26 protein-coding genes and 2 pseudogenes are annotated in these 21,065 nt (G+C 70.2%); 13 read left to right on the forward strand and 15 right to left on the reverse strand.

All coding sequences use genetic code 11. From position 1 onward, the window contains the following. Positions 1-19: 19 nt before the first annotated feature. Complete coding sequence (locus ACTG9Q_RS31415) at positions 20-349, reverse strand: universal stress protein (protein WP_455576583.1); 330 nt, start codon at positions 347-349, stop codon at positions 20-22. A gap of 184 nt (positions 350-533) precedes the next feature. Next, a pseudogene (locus ACTG9Q_RS31420) lies at positions 534-905 on the reverse strand (universal stress protein); the annotation flags it as partial. Positions 906-1,172: 267 nt separating this feature from the next. Between ACTG9Q_RS31420 and ACTG9Q_RS31425 the strand changes: the two are divergent. Together ACTG9Q_RS31425 and ACTG9Q_RS31430 are read left to right on the forward strand one after the other, a co-directional pair. After that, entirely contained in the window at positions 1,173-1,817 is a 645-nt protein-coding gene (locus ACTG9Q_RS31425) for a hypothetical protein (RefSeq protein ID WP_455576584.1), read from the forward strand. 98 nt (positions 1,818-1,915) lie between these two features. Beyond that, positions 1,916-2,623: pseudogene (locus ACTG9Q_RS31430) on the forward strand (response regulator transcription factor). Here the strand turns inward: ACTG9Q_RS31430 and ACTG9Q_RS31435 are convergent. The 4 genes from ACTG9Q_RS31435 to ACTG9Q_RS31450 all read right to left on the reverse strand — a co-directional run bounded on the left by ACTG9Q_RS31435 (position 2,586) and on the right by ACTG9Q_RS31450 (position 6,494). Further along, complete coding sequence (locus tag ACTG9Q_RS31435; RefSeq protein WP_455576585.1) at positions 2,586-2,957, reverse strand: CBS domain-containing protein; 372 nt, start codon at positions 2,955-2,957, stop codon at positions 2,586-2,588. The pseudogene ACTG9Q_RS31430 and the gene ACTG9Q_RS31435 sit on opposite strands and share 38 nt — an antisense overlap. Then, positions 2,954-3,178, reverse strand: a complete 225-nt coding sequence (locus ACTG9Q_RS31440; protein ID WP_455576586.1) for a hypothetical protein — start codon at positions 3,176-3,178, stop codon at positions 2,954-2,956. Before ACTG9Q_RS31440 ends, ACTG9Q_RS31435 begins: the two co-directional genes overlap by 4 nt. 182 nt (positions 3,179-3,360) lie before the next feature. Then, a complete protein-coding gene (locus ACTG9Q_RS31445; protein ID WP_455576587.1) occupies positions 3,361-5,883 on the reverse strand; it encodes a cation-translocating P-type ATPase in 2,523 nt (840 codons plus the stop codon). Beyond that, a complete protein-coding gene (locus ACTG9Q_RS31450) occupies positions 5,880-6,494 on the reverse strand; it encodes a hypothetical protein (protein ID WP_455576588.1) in 615 nt (204 codons plus the stop codon). Before ACTG9Q_RS31450 ends, ACTG9Q_RS31445 begins: the two co-directional genes overlap by 4 nt. Before the next feature lie 358 nt (positions 6,495-6,852). Between ACTG9Q_RS31450 and ACTG9Q_RS31455 the strand changes: the two genes are divergently transcribed. From ACTG9Q_RS31455 to ACTG9Q_RS31470, 4 genes are all read left to right on the forward strand, one after another. After that, on the forward strand, positions 6,853-7,293 hold the full coding sequence (locus ACTG9Q_RS31455) for a universal stress protein (RefSeq protein WP_455576637.1): 441 nt from the start codon (positions 6,853-6,855) through the stop codon (positions 7,291-7,293). Positions 7,294-7,311: 18 nt separating this feature from the next. Next, entirely contained in the window at positions 7,312-7,572 is a 261-nt protein-coding gene (locus tag ACTG9Q_RS31460) for a DUF1918 domain-containing protein (protein WP_455576589.1), read from the forward strand. A 16-nt stretch (positions 7,573-7,588) separates the two neighbouring features. Continuing rightward, positions 7,589-8,020, forward strand: coding sequence for a BON domain-containing protein (locus ACTG9Q_RS31465; RefSeq protein ID WP_455576590.1), 432 nt, complete (start codon positions 7,589-7,591; stop codon positions 8,018-8,020). Positions 8,021-8,228: 208 nt separating this feature from the next. Further along, a complete protein-coding gene (locus tag ACTG9Q_RS31470; RefSeq protein WP_455576591.1) occupies positions 8,229-8,810 on the forward strand; it encodes a hypothetical protein in 582 nt (193 codons plus the stop codon). A 282-nt stretch (positions 8,811-9,092) separates the two neighbouring features. On the opposite strand, the gene ACTG9Q_RS31475 is transcribed toward ACTG9Q_RS31470, so the two are convergent. From ACTG9Q_RS31475 to ACTG9Q_RS31485, 3 genes are all read right to left on the reverse strand, one after another. After that, complete coding sequence (locus ACTG9Q_RS31475) at positions 9,093-9,851, reverse strand: TerC family protein (RefSeq protein ID WP_455576592.1); 759 nt, start codon at positions 9,849-9,851, stop codon at positions 9,093-9,095. Positions 9,852-10,050: 199 nt separating this feature from the next. Beyond that, entirely contained in the window at positions 10,051-10,311 is a 261-nt protein-coding gene (locus ACTG9Q_RS31480) for a GlsB/YeaQ/YmgE family stress response membrane protein (protein ID WP_455576593.1), read from the reverse strand. Positions 10,312-10,340: 29 nt separating this feature from the next. Continuing rightward, a complete protein-coding gene (locus ACTG9Q_RS31485) occupies positions 10,341-10,739 on the reverse strand; it encodes a helix-turn-helix domain-containing protein (RefSeq protein WP_455576594.1) in 399 nt (132 codons plus the stop codon). Positions 10,740-10,924: 185 nt separating this feature from the next. Between ACTG9Q_RS31485 and ACTG9Q_RS31490 the strand changes: the two genes are divergently transcribed. From ACTG9Q_RS31490 to ACTG9Q_RS31510, 5 genes are all read left to right on the forward strand, one after another. Continuing rightward, a complete protein-coding gene (locus tag ACTG9Q_RS31490) occupies positions 10,925-12,280 on the forward strand; it encodes a hemolysin family protein (protein ID WP_455576638.1) in 1,356 nt (451 codons plus the stop codon). Then, complete coding sequence (locus tag ACTG9Q_RS31495; RefSeq protein WP_455576595.1) at positions 12,277-13,326, forward strand: hemolysin family protein; 1,050 nt, start codon at positions 12,277-12,279, stop codon at positions 13,324-13,326. The genes ACTG9Q_RS31490 and ACTG9Q_RS31495 overlap by 4 nt, the downstream gene beginning before the upstream one ends. 94 nt (positions 13,327-13,420) lie before the next feature. Further along, positions 13,421-14,506 (forward strand): sporulation protein, encoded by a 1,086-nt coding sequence (locus tag ACTG9Q_RS31500; protein WP_455576596.1) that lies wholly within the window; start codon positions 13,421-13,423, stop codon positions 14,504-14,506. Between the two features lie 58 nt (positions 14,507-14,564). After that, positions 14,565-14,801 carry a hypothetical protein gene (locus ACTG9Q_RS31505; protein ID WP_455576597.1) on the forward strand — a complete coding sequence of 79 codons (237 nt, stop codon included), beginning with the start codon at positions 14,565-14,567 and terminating at the stop codon, positions 14,799-14,801. 216 nt (positions 14,802-15,017) lie between these two features. Continuing rightward, on the forward strand, positions 15,018-15,200 hold the full coding sequence (locus ACTG9Q_RS31510; RefSeq protein WP_455576598.1) for a PspC domain-containing protein: 183 nt from the start codon (positions 15,018-15,020) through the stop codon (positions 15,198-15,200). A gap of 24 nt (positions 15,201-15,224) precedes the next feature. Here the strand turns inward: ACTG9Q_RS31510 and ACTG9Q_RS31515 are convergent, their stop codons facing one another. The 4 genes from ACTG9Q_RS31515 to ACTG9Q_RS31530 form a co-directional block, all read right to left on the reverse strand. Next, a complete protein-coding gene (locus tag ACTG9Q_RS31515) occupies positions 15,225-15,587 on the reverse strand; it encodes a hypothetical protein (RefSeq protein WP_455576599.1) in 363 nt (120 codons plus the stop codon). Positions 15,588-15,666: 79 nt separating this feature from the next. Next, a complete protein-coding gene (locus ACTG9Q_RS31520) occupies positions 15,667-16,155 on the reverse strand; it encodes a transposase (protein ID WP_455576600.1) in 489 nt (162 codons plus the stop codon). Between the two features lie 107 nt (positions 16,156-16,262). Beyond that, positions 16,263-16,754 (reverse strand): winged helix-turn-helix domain-containing protein, encoded by a 492-nt coding sequence (locus tag ACTG9Q_RS31525; RefSeq protein WP_455576601.1) that lies wholly within the window; start codon positions 16,752-16,754, stop codon positions 16,263-16,265. 284 nt (positions 16,755-17,038) lie between these two features. Beyond that, positions 17,039-17,797, reverse strand: coding sequence for a recombinase family protein (locus tag ACTG9Q_RS31530; protein WP_455576602.1), 759 nt, complete (start codon positions 17,795-17,797; stop codon positions 17,039-17,041). Between the two features lie 808 nt (positions 17,798-18,605). Here ACTG9Q_RS31530 and ACTG9Q_RS31535 point away from each other — a divergent pair. Beyond that, entirely contained in the window at positions 18,606-18,845 is a 240-nt protein-coding gene (locus tag ACTG9Q_RS31535; protein ID WP_455576603.1) for a hypothetical protein, read from the forward strand. A 382-nt stretch (positions 18,846-19,227) separates the two neighbouring features. Here the strand turns inward: ACTG9Q_RS31535 and ACTG9Q_RS31540 are convergent, their stop codons facing one another. Beyond that, positions 19,228-19,359 (reverse strand): hypothetical protein, encoded by a 132-nt coding sequence (locus ACTG9Q_RS31540; protein ID WP_455576604.1) that lies wholly within the window; start codon positions 19,357-19,359, stop codon positions 19,228-19,230. A 528-nt stretch (positions 19,360-19,887) separates the two neighbouring features. Between ACTG9Q_RS31540 and ACTG9Q_RS31545 the strand changes: the two genes are divergently transcribed. Further along, positions 19,888-20,190 (forward strand): hypothetical protein, encoded by a 303-nt coding sequence (locus tag ACTG9Q_RS31545; protein WP_455576605.1) that lies wholly within the window; start codon positions 19,888-19,890, stop codon positions 20,188-20,190. 4 nt (positions 20,191-20,194) lie between these two features. Here the strand turns inward: ACTG9Q_RS31545 and ACTG9Q_RS31550 are convergent, their stop codons facing one another. Beyond that, entirely contained in the window at positions 20,195-20,647 is a 453-nt protein-coding gene (locus tag ACTG9Q_RS31550; RefSeq protein WP_455576606.1) for a hypothetical protein, read from the reverse strand. Positions 20,648-21,065: the final 418 nt, after the last annotated feature.

A 21,065-nucleotide genomic window follows, 5' to 3' on the forward strand; every position in this document is an offset into this window, starting at 1 on the left:
GCCCTTCCTCTCAGCCCACTCACGCCCGCGAGCGCACAATGGCCACAGGGCAGGTCGCGTGGTGCAGCACACCCTGGCTCACCGAGCCCAGCAGCAGGCCGCGGAAGCCGCCCGCTCCCCGGGAGCCGACCACCAGCAGGGCGGCGCCCGCGGCGATACCGGTGAGCGTGCGCGCCGGGTGGCCCCGGGTGACCGCGCGGCGCACCGGCACGTCCGGGTACTTCTCCGTCCACCCGGACATGGCCTCGGCGAGGGCCCGCGCGTGGCCGGGCTCGTCGTCGTCGGCCAGCAGCACACCGGCGGCGACGGGGTCGGTGATCGCGTACGGGCTGACGGACAGCGCCAGCACCCCGGTGCCCAGCCCGCCGCGCCTCGACGAAGGCGAAGTCGATGGCGTCGGCCGAGTGGCGGGAACCGTCGACGCCGACCACGACGTCGCCGCGGGCCACCGTCCGCGCGTCGGAGTCGCCTGTGCGGACCACCACGACCGGCACCGGGGCGTGCGCGGCGACCTGGACGGCGGTCGAGCCCAGCAGCAGGCCACTGAACCCGCCCAGGCCACGCGATCCCAGCACGACGAGACAGGCCGAACCAGACTCGCGCAGCAGGGCGGGGACGGGGACGGTCTCCGGCATGGTGCTGTCGATCTCGATGTCCGGCGCCGTCTCGCGGGCCCGGTGCACCGCCTCGACGAGGATGCGCCGCGCGCCGTTGCGCAGCCCGCCGTCGATGTCGCCGAACTCGGCGGGACCGAGCGGGACACCCAGCTTGGGCCAGATGAACGCGTGCACGATGCGCAAATCCGTGCCCCTCGCTGCGGCTTCGCGCGCCGCCCACTGAACGGCGGCCAGACTCGACTCCGACCCGTCGGCCCCGACGACGACCGGGGCGCTGTTGACCGACATGAATCCTTTTTGGTCGCTTCACCTCCAGAATCCGCGAAACCGACAGGTCACGGACAGCAGCGGAGAGCATCTCCGGCCAGGACCTGAATCCTTCGAGCGTGGTGTGCGATGGCCCTGGCAGCAGCTCCCGCTCCAGTGTGGACTGGCCGCACGAGCGGCGGGAGGAGCGAGATGGCAGGCGAATTTCCGGACGCGGCCGTCATGCGTGCCGCGCTGGCTTTGGTGGACCGGACTGCGAACCCGCACGGTCACCGAGGTTGGCACTGGATGCCTGCCGCAGGCGGGATGCACCAGTGTGCTGCCGACACGTCCGCCGAGACCGTCCTCGCCGCGGGCGCCGCGCTGTACGACGCGTCGGTGGTGTTCGCGGCCTTCGGGTGGCAAGCGGTCGTGCGCAGGCTGCCTGACCCGGTTTCCCTGGCCCACATCGGGTTCCGCCCGCGCGCTGCCTGCCCCGACGACATCGACCGGGCGGCGGCCTTGTTCCGGCGACGCGCCGACCACCACCAGTACATGGGGTGGGATCTGCGCCCCGACCAGGTAGCGACACTCGCCGCCACAGCCGAGAGTGCTGGTGTGCGCGCTGCCGTCGTGTCCGCGGACACGGTGTGTGGGTCCCTGCTGCCTACCTTGACCTATGCCGAGGCAGCCGGGAGGCCCGCTCCGTGGCGAGCGGGTTCGACACCCGGTCCGGGCACGCTGCTGGTGCTCGGTGGCACCGAGGTCACCACCGCCGCGCTGCTGCGCGCGGGTGAGGCGACCAGCGCGGTCCTGCTGGCCGCCACCCGGCTCGGCCTGTCATCATGCGCCCTGACCTGGCCCCTGGCACGCAAGGCTGTCAGCACGGCGCTGGAGCGCGGCGTGGACATGTTTCCCCTGGTGGTGATCAGGGTCGGGCTGTCCGCCGAGTAGACGGTGGGACTTTGGTCCCTGGCCTGCCGGGCCGGTGGTCGCCTGCCTCTCGTTCCTCGCGTGCCTGGGCTGTCCGCAGAACGCGAGAAGGGTGTTCGATGACACGGATCTTCCTGGTGGACGACCACGAGATCGTCCGCGGAGGCATCACCGACCTGTTCGAGGACGTGCCCGACTTCGAGGTGGTCGGCCAAGCGGGGCTCGGTGGCCGAGGCCTTGGTCCGGGTGCCGGTCAGCGGCGCGGAGGTGGCGGTGCTGGACGTGCACCTGCCCGATGGCACCGATGTGGAGCTGTGCCGTGAGCTGCGCTCCCGTCTCCCCGAACTGCGCTGCCTCATGCTGACCTCGTTCGCCGATGACGAAGCCCTCTTCGATGACGAAGCCCCCTTCGAGGCCATCATGGCCGGGGCATCCCGGGTACCTGCTCAAGCAGGTGCTCGGCGCCGACTTGGTCGCCGCCGTGCGGACCGTCGGCGCGGGCGGCTCCCTGCTACACAGCCGGACCACCACCGCGCTGCTGGAGCGCATCCGCCGCGAGCGCATCGAGTCCGGCCGCTGACTCCCTTGATCGAGCAGGAGCGCGCCGTCTTCGAACTCATCGGCGAGGGGCTGACCAACCGCCAGATCGGTGATCGCATGGCCTGGCCGAGAAAACGGTGCAGAACTACGTCTCCAAGGTGCTGGCCAAGCTGCAGATCGAGCGCCGCACCCAAGCCGCCGTGCTCGCCGGCAGGCTGCGCAAGGGGGACCACGCCGCCCGCCGAGTGATCAACAGCTCACGACCCGTACCAGGTCCGCGCTGGTGAGGATGCCGACCACCGCGCCCGCCGACGTGACCACGACCGCGTCCGCCCCGGACTCCAGCACCGCCGCCGCTGCCTCCGGCAGCGGGACCGCCAGGTCCACCGACGGGGTTGGCGTGCGCATGACCTCGGTCACCGAGCAGCTCGCGTCGCCGCTGGCCCACGCGTGCCAGAGGGCGTCGGACTCGGTCAACAACCCCACACACCGCCCATTGGTGATCACCGGCAGGTGGCGGACTCGGGCCTGCGCCATCATCCGCAGCGCCGTGTCGAGGGTGGCCTCGGGCACGATGCCGAGGACGCGGTCGGTCATGGCGGCTTCGACGGTGGCGCTCATGCTGCGCCCCTCCGGATCACGGCGACCATCGCGAGTCCCACCATCCGGCCCGCGGTGAGGTCGACAGCGCTCGACGACGCGGGCGCTGGAGGTTCGGGGGCGGGGGCGATGCCCTCGGCCGCGGTGAGGCCGAGCATCTCCAGCAGGTCGGCGGTCTCAGTGGCGTCGACTGACCGCGCGGCGACGACCCGGGCGGCTCGGTGGCGTTCCCAATTGCTCATCGCGAGCTCCTCTCGAGAGTGGTGCCCGGATAGCGGGCCAATTCGATGTTCGACAGGGGCAGGATGTGGTGATCCAGCCGGCACCTGTCGGTCGAGGACGGCGCGTTGGCACGATCGCCGCCGTGGACGGATTGGGCAGGCTCTCAGGCTCGATGAATCCCGGCCCTTAGTTGGCACAGTGGTCATCGCCGCCGCCTCCAGACCGCTTTCGCCGTCAGGTCCGCGCCGAGCACCAGTGGCACAACCGCCACGGCCAGCATCCAGCCCAGCGCGGTGGGTCCGGTACCGCCGAGCAGTTCGGGCATGGGCGGCACGTAGAGGAAGACACCGAGCACGACCAGTTCGACCGCGATCGCGGCGAGCAGTGCCGGGTTTCCGCGCCAGCCCGCCCAGCGGCTCTCGGAGCGGCAGGCGAGCGCGGTGCCGAGTTGGCCGAGGACGATCGCGGCGAACGCGGTGCCCGACGCCGTGGCGAGCAGGGCGGGATCGGGGTCGGTGCCGAAACGCCAGCCGCCGACTGTCAGGACGATGAGGAAGGCGGTGAGGGCCGCCACGGCTTGGACCGGGCCGAGCAGTCCGAACGAGCGGCGCACGACCGGGCCATCGAGCAGCTGACCACGCCGGGCCGGACCGGAGAGCGTGCGCCGATTGGCAGGCTCGGCGCCCAAAGCCAGCGCGGGCAGCAGGTCGGTGCCGATGTCGATGGCCAGCACCTGCAGCACCGTGATGGCCAGCGGGATCTGCCCACCCGACAGCGCCCACATCACGAACGGCGCCAGCTCGGCGACGTTGTCGGTCAGGTGGTAGGTGAGGAACCGGCGGATGTTGGCGAACGTGGCCCGGCCCAGCTCGACAGCGGCCACGATGGTGCCGAAGTGGTCGTCGAGCAGCACCAGGTCCGCGGCTTCGCGGGCGACATCGGTGCCGGAGGCCCCCATCGCCACGCCGATGTCCGCCGCGCGCAGCGCGGGGCCGTCGTTGACGCCGTCGCCGGTCATGGCCACCACGTGCCCGCGGGATTGCAGCGCCCGCGCGATGCGCAGCTTGTCCTCCGGCTGGACACGGGCGACGACCACGCCGTCACGGTCGACCAGCTCGGCGAGGGCGGCGTCGTCGGCGGGCAGGTCCGCCCCGGTCAGGACGGGGGCTCCGGGGGTGGCCAAACCGACCTCGCGGGCGATGGCCGCGGCGGTGCCCGGGTGGTCCCCGGTGACCATGCCGACGCGGATGCCCGCTCGCCTGCACGCGGCGATCGACTCGGTGATGTCCGGCCGAGGCGGGTCCTCCAGTGCGATGAGGCCGAGCAGGTCCAGGTCGCGCTCGTCTTCGCCAGGGCCGGACCGGTGGGCGACGGCCAGCAGCCGCAGCCCCCGCGTGCTGAGCGCCGCCATCTGGCGGTGCGCTTCCTCTGGTACCGCCCGGCACAGCGGCAGGACAGCGTCAGGGGCGCCGACGACGTGGACGCCGTCGCGGTCCACCACCGACGAGCGCCGCCTGCGCGGGTCGAACGCCGTGCGCGCGGTGGGGGCAGGCGGCGCGGGCACGCCCGCCTTGGTCGCCAGCACGTGCAGGGCGACCTCCATCGGGTCGCCGACAGGGTGCGGTCGGCCGTGCAGGGTGACGACGTGCGCGTCCGGTGAGCACCGCGCGGCGGAGTCGGCCACCGCGGGAACCAGTGCCAGGGCGTCCGCCGCTCCCGTCGCGGCGCCTTCCTCCCCGTATCCGCTGCCGGAGATCTCGACCAGGCCTGCCGGAGTCCACACGCGGACGGCGGTCATCTCGTTGCGGGTGAGGGTGCCGGTCTTGTCGGTGCAGATGAACGTCGTGGCCCCCAGCGTCTCCACGGCCTCCAGTCTGCGGACCAGCGCCTTGCGCGCGGCCATCCGCCGAGCGGCCACCGCCAGCGACAACGTCACCGTGGGCAGCAGGCCCTCCGGGACCAAGGCCACGGTGACACCGATGGCGAACAGGAAGCTCTCGGCCAAGGGGAGTTCCAGCAGCATGGCGATGCCGAAGAAGAGCAGGCCGACACCGAGGGCCACCCCCGCGACGATCAGCTCCGTGTGGTGCAGCCGCACAGCCAGCGGGCTGGGCGGGCGACGGGCACCCGCGGTCACCGCCGCCACGGCGGCCAAGCGGGTGCCCGCCCCGGTCGCGGTCACGTGGGCCTGACAGATCCCTTCCACGACGTGGGTTCCCGCGGTGAGCGGATCACCGGGTTGCTTGCGCACCGGCAGGCTCTCACCGGTCAGCGTGGACTCGTCCACGGCAAGTCCACTACCGGCGAGCACTTCGGCGTCGGCGCACACACGGTCGCCCGCCTCCAGCACGAGGAGGTCGCCGACCACCAGGTCCTCCGCCGCGACGACGACTGCCCGTCCACCGCGGCGCACGGTTGCCCGCACGGGCATCAGGTCGCGCAGCCGCTGTGCGGCGCGGTCGGCGCGGTATTCCTGGGCGAAGGAGAACAGGGCGTTGACGACCACCACCACCGCGATCGCCACGCCCAGTTCCGGCATGCCCGCGAGCACCGCCAGCCCCGCGGCCGCCCACAGCATCATCGCGAAGAAGTGCACCAACTGACGGGCCAGCACGAGCACGGCAGGTGTGCGGCGCGGCTCGGGCAGCCGGTTGGGGCCGTCATGGCGCAGGCGGGTGGCGGCTTCGGCCGCCGAGAGCCCCGCGTCGAGAGTGGTCGCGGTCATCGCAGGATCTCCCGCAGCCCGAGCCCGGTGATCAGGGCGACGATCGCGGCCATCACCAGTCCGGCGCCCGCGCCGATCAGGATGCTCTCAGCCACCGCCTGTCCCTCGTGCCACAACGGCGTCGCCAGGGCGAGGAACGCGGCCAAACCGGCGATCCACGCCATCGCCGTCACCGCGATCCAGCTCGCCGACCGGGCCACGAGGCGACGCAGCACGAGCCACTGGAGGAACCCGATGGTCAGCGGCAAAGCGCCCAATCCCGCCAGCGCCCACGGCGATAGCAGCATCGACGGCAGAAGCCCCAGGAAGTACGCGATTAGCGCGCCCACCGCTGTTGCTCCCACCCACCGAAAAAGCGGCAGACCGGGCACTACAGCACGCAGGACGACCGCCTGACCGAAACCAAGCGCCGCACCCTCCAACGCCCCCGCCACGAGCAAGACGGGAACGGCAACCTCCGTGGCCGCATGCACGGTGAGCACGCCAACCACCGCGGGCGCCAGGAAACCACTGAACTCGGCCACGGTGACGACACCGACCCACCGCCCCAGCGGCAGACCACGCACACGTGCCACGGCCGGAGACCCCGCGCTCGGGGAAGTCGTGCTCATACGACCACCATCGCCTGGCACCGGACCAAGCCCCAGTGCCGCAAGCGGCTCAACGCGCGGGACCTTCGGCCCACCCGCACCGGGACGGGTGTCATCACCACCAAGGCGGATCCCAAGGTCCCGAACCCAAGCACAAACGGACATCGCGGTGGTAGGCCGAACCCCGCGGCAGGCCGTCCGCGCGATCTTCGGTGGCTCGTGCCGCTCCCCGCCCGGTGCCGTCCGTGCATCGTCGCCGTCGACGCGCCCAGCGTCGGGGACAAAGTCCCGTCCAGCAGGGACCGTCGTGCGTAGTGGCAACCAGTCGCGCCGGTCAGGATCGATGTACCGACGAGTTAAGGAGCACATCGTGAAAGCAATGTCGACCGGCGTGATCGTCGTGGGTGTTGACGGTTCGGACCTCGCGCTCGCCGCACTGCGCTGGGCGATCGCGGAGGCCGACCGACGCGGTCACCACCGCGTCAGCGCCGTCACCGTGAGCCCCCGCGGTGTCCACCCCGACGCCGCGGAAATCGCCGCTCAGGTTGAGGACGCCGCGGCGCGGCACCCGGATGTCCCGGTGGAGCACCAGGTCCTCGGGGGCACCATCGCCGACTCCCTCCTCGCCGCCGCCGACGGCGCCGCCATGCTCGTGCTCGGCAGCCACGGCGCGGGCCCGGTGCTATCGGCGCTCCTGGGGTCGGTGGCCGCCTACTGCGTCCGCCACGCCCGCGTGCCCGTCGTGCTCATCCCGAACGCCCTCGCGCCCACGCGGGCCAACTCCCCGGCGAAGGCATCCACCGCCGGCCCGCTGCTCTGACACCAGGAGAGAACCGCCATGCACGCCCACCCCGGAGACTGGCTGGTCGTCGAACGCGCCGACGACCACCGCGAAGCACGCCTCGGCCACATCGAGGAGGTCGGCCACCCCGACGGCACCCCGCCCTACCTCGTCCGCTGGACCGACACCGACCGCCACACGCTGGTCTTCCCCGGCCCCGACGCCCACGTCCTCACCCCCGCCGAAATCCGCGAACGCGCCCAAGCCACCCAACGCCGCGCCACGCGCGTGCAGCACGCCATCCGCGCCCGCGGTTGACCCCTTGGAGGTCGACATGCCCAGCACCATCACCCCGATTCCCACGCCCAGGACCCCACCACTCGAATCGGACCCGCTGGCCCTCGCCGAAGCCGCCCTGCGCACAGTCCCTGGCATCGACACCACACGGGTTCGGGCAGCTTTCCAGGACGGCAGGGTCCTGCTCGTCGGTCGCGTCCAGTGGAGCAGCGAGGCAGCCGCGATCGGGGCGCACCTCCGCCGCGACCCGGCCCTGCGCGACCTCCGCAACCGCATCGGCTTCCACTACGACGACGACCCGCACGGCCGAGCCTGGGGACACACCAATGAACGCGGGGACACAAACAGACCATGGCGCATCAATGCCCCGCATGGCCATGAACCTGCTCGCGGTCACCGGCACCTCTCGAGTTCCGCGGCGCGCGACAGCCACGAGGACAGCTTGACCTCGGCATCCCCGCAGGCATGAAACAGTGGAGCGGCAGGCCGTGCCTCGAAGTGGGTGCGGCGTGTTGCCTCGCCGAGCCGCCGCCAGGCCCTTGGCCTCTCATGTCCTGGTACTTGGGCGGTGTCGACCGGGCCCACGGCGGCAATAGCGTCATGTGTGGAATCGACCGGTGGTTGCCGGGCTATGTGAGCCGCCGCCCTGAGACGGGCCGAACGGGAGGGGGAGTCACGTGCGAGGAGCACTGCGCCGCCTACCCGGCCTGATCGCCGCCGTGGGAGCGGCGGTAGCGGCGACCGGCTTGCTCTGGCGGCCGTCCGGAGACCCGACACCTGTCGTGACCCCCCGCGGGCAGATGGCGCAGCTGGCCGGGGACGGGCTGTACCGCTACGACACGGTCTTCACCGCCGCGAGCAACACCGCCGTGGACGCCGTCATCCTCGCGCTCGGCATCCCGCTGCTGGTCGGTGCCTGGCTGCGACACCGCGACCGCTCCCCGCGCGGGACGCTGCTGATGACCGGCTCGCTGGGCTACCTGCTGTACGTCTACGCCAACTACGCCCTCGGGGTGGCGTACAACCCGCTGTACCTCGCGTACGTCACGCTGCTGTCGGCGTCGCTGTTCGGTTTCATCGCCGCGCTGAGGGAGACCAGCCGCGCAGCCCTGGCCACTGTCGCCAGGGACCCCGAGGTCCCCCACCGTTCCCTGCATGGGACGGCGCCAGCAGCGCTGCAGGCGACGCCGTCAACAACATCGGCAAAAATCTGCGTCTGTAGCAGGCCGACCTCCACGAAAGCAGCGCGACCACGGTGATCACAGCCGCGCGTTGGACTACGTAGAGATCCGTGCGCTCGTCATCGGTGATCAACGCACTTCCCAGGTGGCCTCCAGTGCGAGCGACCGCAGTTTCCTGCTTGCGCCGGAACGCTGGCTGGTCGTCCCAACAGGAGGTTTACCGCTCGCCTCGATGGGCAAACGGTCCCAGCTCTGAGGGACCACGCGTGGTAGGTCAGGGTCGGGCTCCGGAGGCTCAACCGGTCCGATTGGTCGGCCACCAGGGCGGGATGTCGATCGGGTCGTTTGTCCATATGGTGGTCAGTTCTGTGAGGGGTCGTTCTTGACGTAGGTGGGGTGCAGGTGCACCGGTTGTTGGGCGCGTTTGGCGCGGGCGCGGAGGTTGAGGGATTCCACGAGGATGGAGAAGGCGATGGGGCCGTAGACGTAGCCCTTGGGGATGTGTTGGTCGAGGCCCTCGGCGATGAGGCTGCCGCCGATGAGCAGCAGGAACGACAGGGCCAGCATCTTCACGCTGGGGTGGCGGTTGACGAACTCGCTGATCTTCTTGGCCGAGACGAGCATGATGGCCATCGCCACGACCACGGCGGCGATCATGATGCCGAGTTCGTCGACCATGCCGACGGCGGTGATCACCGAGTCGAGGGAGAACACCACGTCGAGGACGAGGATTTGGGCGATCACCGCGGCGAAGGAGACCGTTTTGCGGTTGGTGCCGTGCTCGGGGCCTTCGAGTTGTTCGTGGATCTCGTAGGTGGCCTTGCCGAGCAGGAACAGTCCGCCCAGCAGCAGGATCAGGTCGCGGCCGGAGATGTCCTGCCCGAGTGCGGTGAACAGCGGCGCGGTCAGGCCGATGACCCAGGACAGCGAGGCCAGCAGGAGCAGGCGGGTGATCAGGGCCAGTGACAGGCCGATGAGGCGGGCGCGTTGTTGTTGGTGGGCGGGCAGTCGGTCGGCGAGGATGGAGATGAACACGATGTTGTCGATGCCGAGCACGACCTCCAGCAGCAGAAGGGTGCCGAAGGCGATCCACAGCTCGGGGCTGAGCATCCATTCCATGTGTGGGGCCTGTTCTGTCGTGCTGGGCGCTGTCGGGCGTCGCCTGCGCGGGTGCGGTGGTGGACGGTGTGGCAGGTGGACGGGATAGGGCCGTCAGTCGCGTCGGTCGGTGGGTATCAGATTCCTTTGTGACCGTACATACCGGCCGGCGATACCGCTGGCGACGAGCACCACGCCAGCGCCCGGGTTGCCTCGCGGGTCAGTGGCTGCGCTTGCGCCGTGTGGTGAGGGTTTCGGCGACGCCGATGAGCAGGAACGCGGCGATGACGGCGATGATGAAGCCGAGGACGTTGAGTTCGAAGATGTCGCCGGTGTCGAGGAGGTTGGCGATGGTGCCGCCGATGACCGAGCCCGCGAGGCCGAGCAGCAGGGTGGCCAGGACGCTGAGGTTCTGCTTGCCGGGTTTGACGAGGCGGGCGAGCATGCCGATGACGAGTCCGGCGACGATGAAGCCGATCATGTGTGCCTCCTGTGGTGTGCTGCTGGGGGTTAGGGCAGGAACAGGTCGGGCGGGATGTGCAGGGCGAGGTTGATCAGGCTGTGGACGCGGGCGGTGATGGCGGCGAGCAGGCCGTGCGCTTCGGGGGCGGCGGTGTCGGCGGCGGCCTGCAGGGCACGCAGGTCGTGGGCGACGCGGTCCAGGGCGGCGGGCAGGCCGGTGCCGGGGGTGGTGAGGGCGGCGGCGATGTCCTCGAGGCTGATGCCGTGGGTTTCCAACTCGCGGATGAGGGCTATCCGGTCGATGTCGGCCGGGCGGTAGAGGCGGTAGTTGCCGCCGCTGCGCTCGGCGGGAACAAGCAGGCCCAGGCGGGTGTAGTGGTCGACGGTGCGGGTGCTGACCCCGGCGTGCGCGGCGAGTTCGCCGATGCGCAGCAAGTCCGTGGGCATGGGCGTCTCCTTCCGGCTCGCGCGGTCCGCCGCAACCATACAGTGCTACGTGCTACTGTCGGCTTTATGCAGTCCGGCGATGCTGAGGCGTGTAGTAGTCAGCCGGGTCCGGCCCGGCAGCACAGTGGGCGCGCGTCCCGCGTTGGTGCGGGGGCGAGGCCGTGTTGATCATATCCGGCTTGCTGGTGATCACCCTGTTGACGGTGGCCACCGGCTATTTTGTGGCCCAGGAGTTCGCGTACCTGGCGGTGGACCGGGGCCGGTTGCGCCAGCACGCCGAGGACGGGGACAAGGCCGCCGAGCGCGCCTACCGGGTGACTGGGCGCCTGTCGTTCATGCTCTCGGGGGCGCAGTTCGGGATCACGGTGACGGCGCTGCTCGCCGGGTATGTGGCCGAGCCGCTGCTGGGTGAGGGCCTGGCGGCGGTGTTGGGGGCGGCCGGGCTGCCCGAGGCGGTGTCGCTGTCGGTGTCGGTGGTGCTGGCGTTGACCTTCGCCACGGTGGTGCAGATGGTGCTGGGTGAGTTGTTCCCGAAGAACCTGGCCATCGCCGAGCCGCAGCGGCTGGCGCGGGCGCTGAGCCGCTCGACGCTGCTCTACTTGAAGGTCGCGGGCCCGTTGATCCGGTTCTTCGACGCCTCGGCCAACAAGTTGCTGCGCGCGGTCGGCATCGAGCCGGTGGAGGAACTGCCCCAAGGGGTGACCCCGCAGGACCTGCAGCGCATCATCGACGACTCCGAGGCCGGTGGGCAGCTCGACCCGGAGCTCTCGCGGCTGCTGGACCGGGGACTGGACTTCCGGGAGCTGACCGCGGGGCAGGCGATGACACCCAGGGTCGTGGTGCACACCGTGCGCGCCGACGCTCCCGCGGCCGAGGTCGTGCGGATGATCGACACCGGGCACTCCCGGTTCCCGGTGGTCGGCTCCGATGTGGACGACCTGATCGGCGTGGTGGGCTTGGCGGAGGTGCTGGGCGTGGAGCCCGAGCAGCGGGAAACAACCACCGTCGGCGAGATCGCGGTGCGGGCGCTGCTGGTGCCGGACTCGCTGCCGCTGCCCGCGGTGCTGGAGCGGTTGCGCGGCGAGCGCAGGCAGATGGCGTGCGTGCTGGATGAGTTCGGCGGGTTCGCCGGGGTGATCTCCCTGGAGGACCTGGCCGAGGAGCTGGTCGGCGAGATCCACGACGAGGACGACACCACCGAGCCCGCCATCGAACGCGCTCCCGACGGCTCCTGGGTGGTGCCGGGGCGGATGCGCATGGACGAGATCGCCGATGCCACCGGGCTGCCGCTGGCCGAGCACGACGTCTACGAGACGGTCTCGGGGTTGGTGCTGCACGAACTGGGACGGGTGACCCGGGTGGGCGACACCGTGCGCGTCGGGCTTGCCCCGACCCTGGACGAGGCCGATGAGGACGGACCCGGGCCGGGGCGCGTCGTGGTGATCGAGGTGGTCGCGGTGTCCCGGCACGTGCCGCAGACGGTGCGGCTGTCCGTGGCCGAGGCCACCGCGGACGATGACCAGGCGCAGGTGCGGCGATGAGCATCGGCTGGGCACTGGTCGTCTCCCTCGTCCTTCTGGTGGGCAACGCCTTCTTCGTCGCCGCCGAGTTCGCCCTCACCGCGGCCAAGCGCTACCGGCTGGAGGACGCCGCCGCCGGGGGCAGCCGCGCCGCGCGGGCGGCCATCGCCGGGATCGATGAGCTCTCGGTGATGCTGGCGGGCGCCCAACTCGGCATCACCCTGTGCACCCTGGGCCTCGGAGCGCTGGCCAAACCCGCCATCGCGGAGCTGACCGACCCGCTGTTCCGGGCACTGGGTCTGCCCAGCGGCCTGAGCTACGGCATCGCGTTCGCCCTGAGCCTGGTCATCGTGGTGTTCCTGCACATGGTCATCGGGGAGATGGCCCCCAAATCCTGGGCGATCGCGCACCCGGAGACCTCCGCGCTGATGCTGTCGCTGCCCTTCCGCTGGTTCACCCGCGCGGTGCGGTGGCTGCTCACCAGCCTCAACCATGTCGCCAACGCCATGCTGCGCCTGGTCAAGGTCAACCCCGTCGACACCCTCACCCACAGCTACGGCGCCGAGGACCTGCGGATGCTGCTGCGCCAGTCCGGCGAGCACGGCACCATCCACGAGGGCCAGCAGCGGCTGCTGACCCGCATGCTCGCCCTGCAGAACACCACCCTGGCCCAGGTCATGGTGCCCCGCGACGACACGGTCACCGTCACCGAGGCGCACACCGCCCGCGAGGTGGAGAAGCTCAGCCACCTCAGCGGCCGCTCCCGCTTCCCCGTCACCGACCCCACCGGCCGGGTCACCGGACTCATCCACATCCGCGAAGCCATGCGCGCCACCGCCGCGGGCACCGACATCCCCGCCCGCGACCTCATGTCCGACGTGCTGCCGCTGCCCGCGACCGCACCCCTGCCCACCGCCGTCACCACCATGCGCGCCCACCGCACCCAACTGGCCCTGGTCACCGACGACGACGGCACCGTCATCGGCATCGCCGCCCTGGAAGACCTGCTCGAAGAACTCATCGGCGAGTTCGACGACGAAACCGACACCCCCACAGCCACGACCTGACCCCATCCCCACCCCCTTTGACCCCCTGGTCCCCCGCCCCACTCCCCCTGGCGGGGGCCAGGGCCTTTCCCGCACCCCACCGAGAGGACTCTCCGTGTTCAAACGCATGCTCTCCGCCTTCGGAGTCGGCGGGCCCACCGTCGACACCGTGCTCGACTCCCCCACCGCGATGCCCGGCCAGGTCGTCACCGGCCGCGTGAGCATCTCCGGTGGCAGCAACGACGCGGCCATCGACCAGATCGTGCTGTCCCTGGTCACCCGCGCCGAGGCCGAGCACGGTGAGCACGAGGCCCACGGCATCGCCGAGTTCCACCGCGTCGTCGTCCACCAGGGCGTCCACGTCGCCGCCAACCAGCGACTGGACATCCCCTTCCAGCTCCCCCTGCCCTGGGAAACCCCGATCACCGCGGTCGGCTCCACCCCGCTGCCCGGGATGACCGTCGGCGTGCGCACCGAGCTGGTCATCTCCAGCGCCCCCGACAAGGGCGACCTCGACCCGCTGACCATCGTGCCGCTGCCCTCCCAGAACCAGGTGCTCGACGCCTTCGGCCGACTCGGCGCCACCTTCCGCGCCGCCGACGTCGAGGTCGGCCGCCTCCACGGCCTGCCCCAGGTCCTCGGCTTCTACCAGGAGATCGAGTTCTTCCCACCCGGCCACCACGCAGGCCGGATCAACCAGATCGAGCTCACCTTCATCACCACCCCCGAGCAGCTGTGGGTCGTGCTGGAGGCCGACCGCCGCCGCGGCTTCCTACAGCCCGGCGGCGGCGACGCCTTCGGCCGCTTCCAGCTCACCCACGCCGACGCCCAGCGCACCGACTGGGCCCCACTCATCGACGACTGGCTCACCCAGATCGCCGAACGCGGCGCCAACCCCGCCTTCGGCGCCAACCCGGCCTTCGGCGGCGGCAACGCCGCGTTCGGCGGGCAGCCCGCGTACGGCCAACCCGCATACGGGCAGCCCGCGTACGGGCAGCAGGGCTACGGCCAACAGGGTCACGGTCAGCCCGCCTACGGCCAGCACGGCCACCACGACAGCCATGAACGCCGCGGCCCCGGCATGGGCGGCGTCATCGCAGGCGCAGCCGCGGGCGCCATCGGCGGCATGATCATCGGTGACATGATCGGCGACGCCTTCGAAGGCGACGACGACGGCGGCGACGCCTCGGGCGACGAATGACCACACCCCACCCACCAGACCCCAACAAGATCAAATCCCCGCCGGAAGGAACCCCACCATGACCGTCTCCGCGAACCTGGCCACACAGCTCGACAAGGCCTACGAGAACCTCCCCCTCGCCGAGATCCTCGACGCCCCCGTCGCCGCCCTCTCCGGAGTCAGCAACGCCGACGCGCAGAAACTCGACGCCGCCTTCGGCATCAAAACCGTCCGCGACCTCGGCACCAACAAGTACTTCCGCCTCGCCGCCACCCTCACCGACCTCCACACCCACACCCACACCCACACCAACTGAACCCCGCGCCCGCCCCGCCCCAGCAAGCCAACCGGGGCGGGCCGCCCAATCCGTGGCGCCTGACACAGGAATCTGTCACGCCGCGAAGCCGGCTCATGGTGGCGGTCTCGGTCGAGCGCTGTTCGACAACGGCAACCGCTCCACCTCACGATCCACCAACCCAGGGGGTAAGCCCACAGTGCGGAAACTCCGTCCCCGACTTCTGAACGGTGCAGAATGACCAGCTTGACCAGACCACAAAGCCACAAGATGATCGCCGGGGTGTGCGCGGGCCTCGCCGCCCGCTACAACTGGCCCACCAGCCGCATGCGCCTGCTCTTCGTGGCGTCCTGCCTGCTGCCGGGACCCCAGTTCGTCATCTACCTCATACTCTGGGCAATGACGCCCAAGCGGCCCTAAGACCACGCACGTGCTGCCCAGTCGTCAAATAGCGACTGGGCAGCAGCGAATCCCCGCTCGAAGCAGGAACGAATCATCCGAAGTGAACAGTCCGGTCCGCGTTAAACGATCATCTCGGTCCCTCACAGCCATGGCGCGCACCACCCCGATCATCTCCACGAACGCGACCCTGCCCGGCAGGCTGCCGTCGTTCTTGCTCAGTCGACCTGAGAGGAAACCGACCGGAGTTCCCTGTCCGTCACGGGCGACCAGACAGGTCACCCCCGTGTACCTCCACGGCTCGGCGCGGCTGGCGAACCGGATGTTGTCGGCCAGTGGCCGTTCGAGGTCGAGGCGGTCCAACAGATCGGTGACCGCCTGGTCCTTCTCAGAGCGTCTGTTGGGCATAGGTCTCGACGGTGCAGGTCATGATCCGCAGGGTCTCAGCATCCGGGCCGCGCCCGCTACAGAGGTTGAATGGTCAGGGTTAGGGTGGTTCTGGGTCGAGGGTGAGGCCGGTCTGGGCGAGGAAGCTGGTCAGGAGTTCGGGTCGGTACTGGATGCGTTTGAGGCGGTTGCGCACGATGTCGGCCAGGTGGTCGGTGTTCGTGACGGCGAGGTTGCCGAGGCTGCGTTTGACGTGGGACCACACCCCCTCGGTCGGGTTGAGGTCGGGGGCGTAGGCCGGTAGTTGGATGACGTGTAGCCAGTCGCGGGCGGTGACCAGTTGCCGCATCGCGGCGCTGATGTGGGTGTTGAGGTTGTCCCAGATCACCACGATCTCGGCCTTGAGGTACTGGTGTGCGGCGTCGAGCAGTGCGATGTAGTCGGTTTCGGCGAAGCTGCGGCGTTCGCCTTTGCGGGCGCGGTGGGTCTTGAGGCGGTACAAAAGATGCGGGCGTTGTTGTGCGGGTTCGGTGGGGCGGACGCAGAGCAGTCCGGCGACCGAGATGCGGCCGGACCCCTTTCCCGACACCGGGATCGTCGGGGTCTGTCCGCGTGGAGCCCAGGTTCGTGCCTTCGGCGGCCGTAGCGTGTGACCCGCCTCGTCCTCGAAGCAGATCCACGCCCCACGCTCGACCGCTAACCTTTTGCCTGGCGCCACGTCTCCCGCCGCCACGTCGCCACGGCCTCCTCGTCGCGCTCGACCGGCCTGTGTGTGGGCATCTGCGGGCTGAACCCCATGCGGTGCAACAACATCGACACTCCACGCAGGGTGTAGCGGACCCGGAACAGCCGGCCGATCAGGTCGGCGACCCGCGTCAGGGTCCATCGCTGGTCCTCGGTGTAGCCGTGCGCGGCGGGACCTTCCTCCAACGCCGCGGCCAGTCGATCCACCTGCTTCGGCGAGAGTCGGCAGTCCGCGCCCGAAGGACCCTTGGACGCCAATCCGCCATCGCCTTCGGCCAGCCAGCGCCGCCGCCACACGTACACCGCGTTGTGCGACACCCGCAGCCGCCGGGCGATCTCCGGCACCGACACGTCCTGGACGAACAACTCCGCCGCCCGCAACCGGACAGCCTCACGCCGGGCACGGCCCTCGGCCGTCAGCCCACCACCATCGGGATAACGCATACCTACCGCATACCGCATCCCCACGCCCAAGCCAGCCGGACACGCCGCCAGCTAACCCTGATCATTCAATCTCTGTAGTCCAATACGGACAGGCCAAGCCACAGCCGCAGCAGATGTCGTTGCGCTTCAAGCCGCCCACTCAGCGTGGGAGATCTCCCCCATTTGCAAGCTGGCAGATCCGCCTGTTATGTTGCAATTATGACATCTCACGCCCGACTGGGCATGGGATATCTCCCACGTTTCTGTCGGACACATAACTGCCCCACGGGTGCATTCTGAGTCTATCAGGTGCGGTCCGTGGGGCTTGTTGTTTCGGCGTCCTTCGGCTCGATGACGGTGCCGTTCACGGAGTGACGGATCACCATTCCGGTACGACACAAGTAGCCCTCCACGCCCGATTCCGAGGTGCCGTCGCCGGGGTGGGCGAGCTGGGCGGTGACGGTTTCCAGGAGATGGTCCTCGCGTACGTACACCGGTTTCGGCACGTCGGGGCTCAGGGTGTGCGCGCTGGTGCGGCCGTGGCGGCAGCGGTAGCCGGGTCGTCCGTGCACCCAGTGCGAGTCCATCCGTCGTTCGCACACCCCGCAGCGCACCAGCCCGGACAGCCGATACCTGCGCGTACGACCGCACTGATCGACCCTCGCCACCTGCGCGGCCTGCGCCGCGACGAAGTCCGCCTCCGGGATCAGCGGCTCGTGCGCCAACCGCTCCGAGACCGCCCACTCCCCCATCGGTCGCCGCACCGACGGCCGCCGACCACTCGCAGACCGCTGGCCACGATCGGCGGCTGTCCGGCTCCACACCTGCCTGCCCGTGTAGCGCGGGTTCTCCAGAATCTCGATCACCGACCGCAACGACCACCGCAAGCCCGCACGGTGTTGGTTGCGTTCCCGGTCGACCGCCGAGGGACACGCCACGCCGCGCTCGTTCAGCCCGCGCGCGATCCCCGCCGCGCTCTTCCCCGCGATCCGCTGGGCAAAATCCACCGCACCGTCTCCGCGGTCGCCGGGTCCGGCTCCAAGCGCTGCAGACGGCGACCCCACCCGGCATGACGCCGGTTCGGATCGCCAACGCTCGCAATATCACTGGTTAGACCATCTCACTATCGGCCCGCCCGTTGACACGTCCAAGCCCGGATTTCAGCCCGTGGTCTTGGCTCGGCCAAGGCTCTACTCCAGATGCGGATGCCAAGATCGCGGCGCGCGGCGTAGTCGCCCTCTACTCCCGCCCCCACCCGACGCCGAGCCGCCCACCGCATCCCCGAACACGGCCACACCGTCGAGATCGCCGAGCCGGGCGAGCCGTGACCGACCCCGGCCAGGTGATCGGCCGCAGGCGGGCCCGCGCGCCGCAGCCACAGGCATGGCTGACCGCCGGCCCCGGGCCCAGGACCCTGCGCCCAGGCGCGGGCGGGCCGGGGGCGAGCGGGCCCGCGCGGCGCGGGAACTGGCCGCCGTCGTCGCCGACGCTGGTGGCGACCCAACGAACCCCGCGAAGGCCAGTCGGAGCGAGGCAACCATGCTGGGTAATCAACCACCGCAGGTGAAGCACGGCCGCTAGGTCGGTAGATCGTCGCGGTCGGTCCGCCGTGCACTCGCCCGCGGCCACCATTTGGCCTCCGAACAGGATTGGTACGCCACCGAAGTTGCGCTGTTCCCCTCCCGAAGGCTGTGTAGTGCTGTGCGATAGTGCGATCCAGGTACGCCGCTGTCCCTCAATGACGATCGGGGTGACACATGGCATTCTCCGCGAGAACCAAAGTCGGTGGTCTCCCGCTGCAACGGGAAACCACCGAGATCGCAAACACCCACCCAGCCCGGCAGCCACCGAGACCAAAGGACATCCGCTTCCATGAACGATAGAACCTCGCGCGAGCCCGCACCGCACCCCAGCAGCACAGATCACCCCAACCACGAGCCTGATCCGGCAACCTGGCCGGGCCTGTTCCACCGGCTCACCCACAACTGGTCAAGCATCACCCGGCTGGTGGCCGTCGCCACCGTGCTCAGCGCCCTCGCGGTCGGCATCGTCCTGATACTCGGCCTCAACACGCTTCACTTGGGCCCGCTCGGCCTCGACCGCGCCCCCTGACCAGCGCATCGACGTCGTGATCGACGAACCTCCCTGCCAAGAACCCGCCATCACCGATTCACCTTGACAAGGCGATCCGCATCAAGCACGGAGCCGTGAACGTATCGGTCACCAGCGGTCACCGGCGGACGGATTGGTCCACTAATCGCGCACACCAAAGCAACGGGCGGCACGGGCCCGCGAGGATGGCGACCACCAGCCCGCGCGGTGCGGAGTACGTCCCGGCCGCACCGCCGAGCCGCGGGCGCAGCTACCCACGGAACGAACCCGAACCCCGTGCCGGCCGGATCTGGTCGACACGTTCCGGACGCTCTGACCGATCTTGCAGAGGTGACCGGTAACCGTCAAAGGATCACCCCGCCGCCGTGGTCATCGCATCAACTCAGGACGTGGTTCGGGTGGGTGGCCAGCTACGCGGGTCGACGAGAACGGCGTCGGTGACCAGGTACAGCGCGGCCAAGCCGTACTGCGAGTCCACGTAGGCGCACGGATTTCCGCCGGACGGAGCCCCCACTCCCGCAACTGGCTCTCCAACCGCAGAAAAGGCGGCGCCTGCCCGGAGCGGTAACAGGGCAACCCGTGCGGCGTCCACTCATACGGCGTGCTCACCCGGCGACCATAGCGGCCGACACCGACACATCGCGGGCCCGCCAAAGATCACCGGACACCAACCCGGGCACCAACCTTCCACTCCCGGGCACCAACCTTCCGGCCAACCCTCCCACCCACACCCGTCGGGCACGGTGGCCACATGATCGAAACCAGCACCCGCATTCGCCCCGCACTGAACCCGCGTTCACCCCGCACCCGCCGAGCAACGTGAACGCCATGCCCCAGATCCCCGCGTGGGTGACCAGCCTGCCCACCCCGTCACCCTGGCCGGTCATCGCCCTGGCCGCGGTGATCCAGCTCCCCCGGCTGCTACCCGCAGCCGTCGAAGCCCTGACCCACCTGCTCGCCCTCTACTCCCGCCACCCCACCCGGCGCCGCGCGGCACACCGCATCCTCGAACACGACCACACCGTGCCCCGTCACCGCTCGCATGTCCCTCGCCGACGTCGAAGACGTGCCGTCGGTCGCCGAGAACGACGAGAACCAGCACGAGCACGGCCCAGAGTGTCCGGTCGACGTCCGGCTGGTCGACAGGCTGCCCGCGCGGCGGGCCGAGTACGTCCTCCAGCCGCCCGCACCGGTCAGTTTCGCTCAGGCCGTCGGCAGCATCCTCGCCCACTGCCTGAGCGGGCAGCGCAGGGTGACGGAGAACGGCAGGGCCAGGAGCGCAAGCGCAGCCCGGTCCTGCCGGTCAACCCTGTGGCTGGTTGGCGAGCTCTTCGGCCGCGCCTGATCGCTCAGCGCTTGACCAGCGCCGCGGCGAGCACCGAGGTCAGCTCGCCGCTGCCCGGGTAGCTGCCCACGTAGCGCGTGCCGTCGGCGAGGAACCGAACCGACTCGGGGAGGCCCGAGGTGTAGTGGGCCTCGATGAACCGGACCCGCTCCCCGTGCAGCCGCCGCGCCACCGGCGCGGTGTGCCTGCGGAACCCGAGGCCGTGGATGCCGGTGAGCATGCGGTCGCTGCCGTCAGGGTGCGCCAGCACGGTGCCCTTCTCGAACTGCGACCGCCGCGCCTTAGCCAGGAACTCCGCGACGAGCGCGCGGTCGCCTGCGGGCACCTGTTCCACGGTCGTCTTGAACGGCAACTCCGCCACCGGCCCGGCATAGCGGCGCGTCCAGTCCTCGACGGCCCGCCGCGTCGCCTCGAGCGCCTGCTCCCGCTTGACCGCACGGTCCAACGATTCACCCATACCCGTGGAATGGTTCCGCGGGCCGCCCGCGTTACAGCGCCTGGCGGCCGCCATCGCGAAGCCACGCCCAGCACGGGCCCGGCGGCTTCGGCCTCCGGGCCGCACTACGCCTGGTCATAACCGGACATCGGCGCGCGCAAGGCGGCCGAGCTTCACGCCCCATCGAGGTCCGGGGCGTGGCGATCCTGTCCTCGTCCCTGGCCAGGGACGCCGCGACCGTGCCGGACCCCGACACCAACCCGGCATGGGCACCCGACCAGCGCGCGTACGTCTCGGCGTCGGCCTGGGCGGCAGCGCGCGCCTATCCCCACCTTATGCCCGCACATCTCGCTACCGCCGAAAGGACGCCAGTGTGGTGCTGTCACGGACAAGAGTGGGATCCCGTAAGCTGATTCAGCGAATGTGGATCACTTTCCTC

This window comes from Actinokineospora lacus (assembly GCF_053813445.1).

What these genes read in the sequence shown, in the direction of transcription:
- ACTG9Q_RS31550 (WP_455576606.1), bottom strand. Translation starts at nt 20,647, where the DNA reads ATGGGTGAATCGTTGGACCGTGCGGTCAAGCGGGAGCAGGCGCTCGAG.
- ACTG9Q_RS31460 (WP_455576589.1), top strand. Translation starts at nt 7,312, where the DNA reads ATGCACGCCCACCCCGGAGACTGGCTGGTCGTCGAACGCGCCGACGAC.
- ACTG9Q_RS31510 (WP_455576598.1), top strand. Translation starts at nt 15,018, where the DNA reads ATGACCAGCTTGACCAGACCACAAAGCCACAAGATGATCGCCGGGGTG.
- ACTG9Q_RS31435 (WP_455576585.1), bottom strand. Translation starts at nt 2,957, where the DNA reads ATGAGCGCCACCGTCGAAGCCGCCATGACCGACCGCGTCCTCGGCATC.
- ACTG9Q_RS31535 (WP_455576603.1), top strand. Translation starts at nt 18,606, where the DNA reads ATGAACGATAGAACCTCGCGCGAGCCCGCACCGCACCCCAGCAGCACA.
- ACTG9Q_RS31495 (WP_455576595.1), top strand. Translation starts at nt 12,277, where the DNA reads ATGAGCATCGGCTGGGCACTGGTCGTCTCCCTCGTCCTTCTGGTGGGC.
- ACTG9Q_RS31505 (WP_455576597.1), top strand. Translation starts at nt 14,565, where the DNA reads ATGACCGTCTCCGCGAACCTGGCCACACAGCTCGACAAGGCCTACGAG.
- ACTG9Q_RS31445 (WP_455576587.1), bottom strand. Translation starts at nt 5,883, where the DNA reads ATGACCGCGACCACTCTCGACGCGGGGCTCTCGGCGGCCGAAGCCGCC.
- ACTG9Q_RS31480 (WP_455576593.1), bottom strand. Translation starts at nt 10,311, where the DNA reads ATGATCGGCTTCATCGTCGCCGGACTCGTCATCGGCATGCTCGCCCGC.
- ACTG9Q_RS31440 (WP_455576586.1), bottom strand. Translation starts at nt 3,178, where the DNA reads ATGAGCAATTGGGAACGCCACCGAGCCGCCCGGGTCGTCGCCGCGCGG.
- ACTG9Q_RS31465 (WP_455576590.1), top strand. Translation starts at nt 7,589, where the DNA reads ATGCCCAGCACCATCACCCCGATTCCCACGCCCAGGACCCCACCACTC.
- ACTG9Q_RS31450 (WP_455576588.1), bottom strand. Translation starts at nt 6,494, where the DNA reads ATGAGCACGACTTCCCCGAGCGCGGGGTCTCCGGCCGTGGCACGTGTG.
- ACTG9Q_RS31425 (WP_455576584.1), top strand. Translation starts at nt 1,173, where the DNA reads ATGCCTGCCGCAGGCGGGATGCACCAGTGTGCTGCCGACACGTCCGCC.
- ACTG9Q_RS31485 (WP_455576594.1), bottom strand. Translation starts at nt 10,739, where the DNA reads ATGCCCACGGACTTGCTGCGCATCGGCGAACTCGCCGCGCACGCCGGG.
- ACTG9Q_RS31515 (WP_455576599.1), bottom strand. Translation starts at nt 15,587, where the DNA reads ATGCCCAACAGACGCTCTGAGAAGGACCAGGCGGTCACCGATCTGTTG.
- ACTG9Q_RS31525 (WP_455576601.1), bottom strand. Translation starts at nt 16,754, where the DNA reads ATGCGTTATCCCGATGGTGGTGGGCTGACGGCCGAGGGCCGTGCCCGG.
- ACTG9Q_RS31475 (WP_455576592.1), bottom strand. Translation starts at nt 9,851, where the DNA reads ATGGAATGGATGCTCAGCCCCGAGCTGTGGATCGCCTTCGGCACCCTT.
- ACTG9Q_RS31455 (WP_455576637.1), top strand. Translation starts at nt 6,853, where the DNA reads ATGTCGACCGGCGTGATCGTCGTGGGTGTTGACGGTTCGGACCTCGCG.
- ACTG9Q_RS31545 (WP_455576605.1), top strand. Translation starts at nt 19,888, where the DNA reads ATGTCCCTCGCCGACGTCGAAGACGTGCCGTCGGTCGCCGAGAACGAC.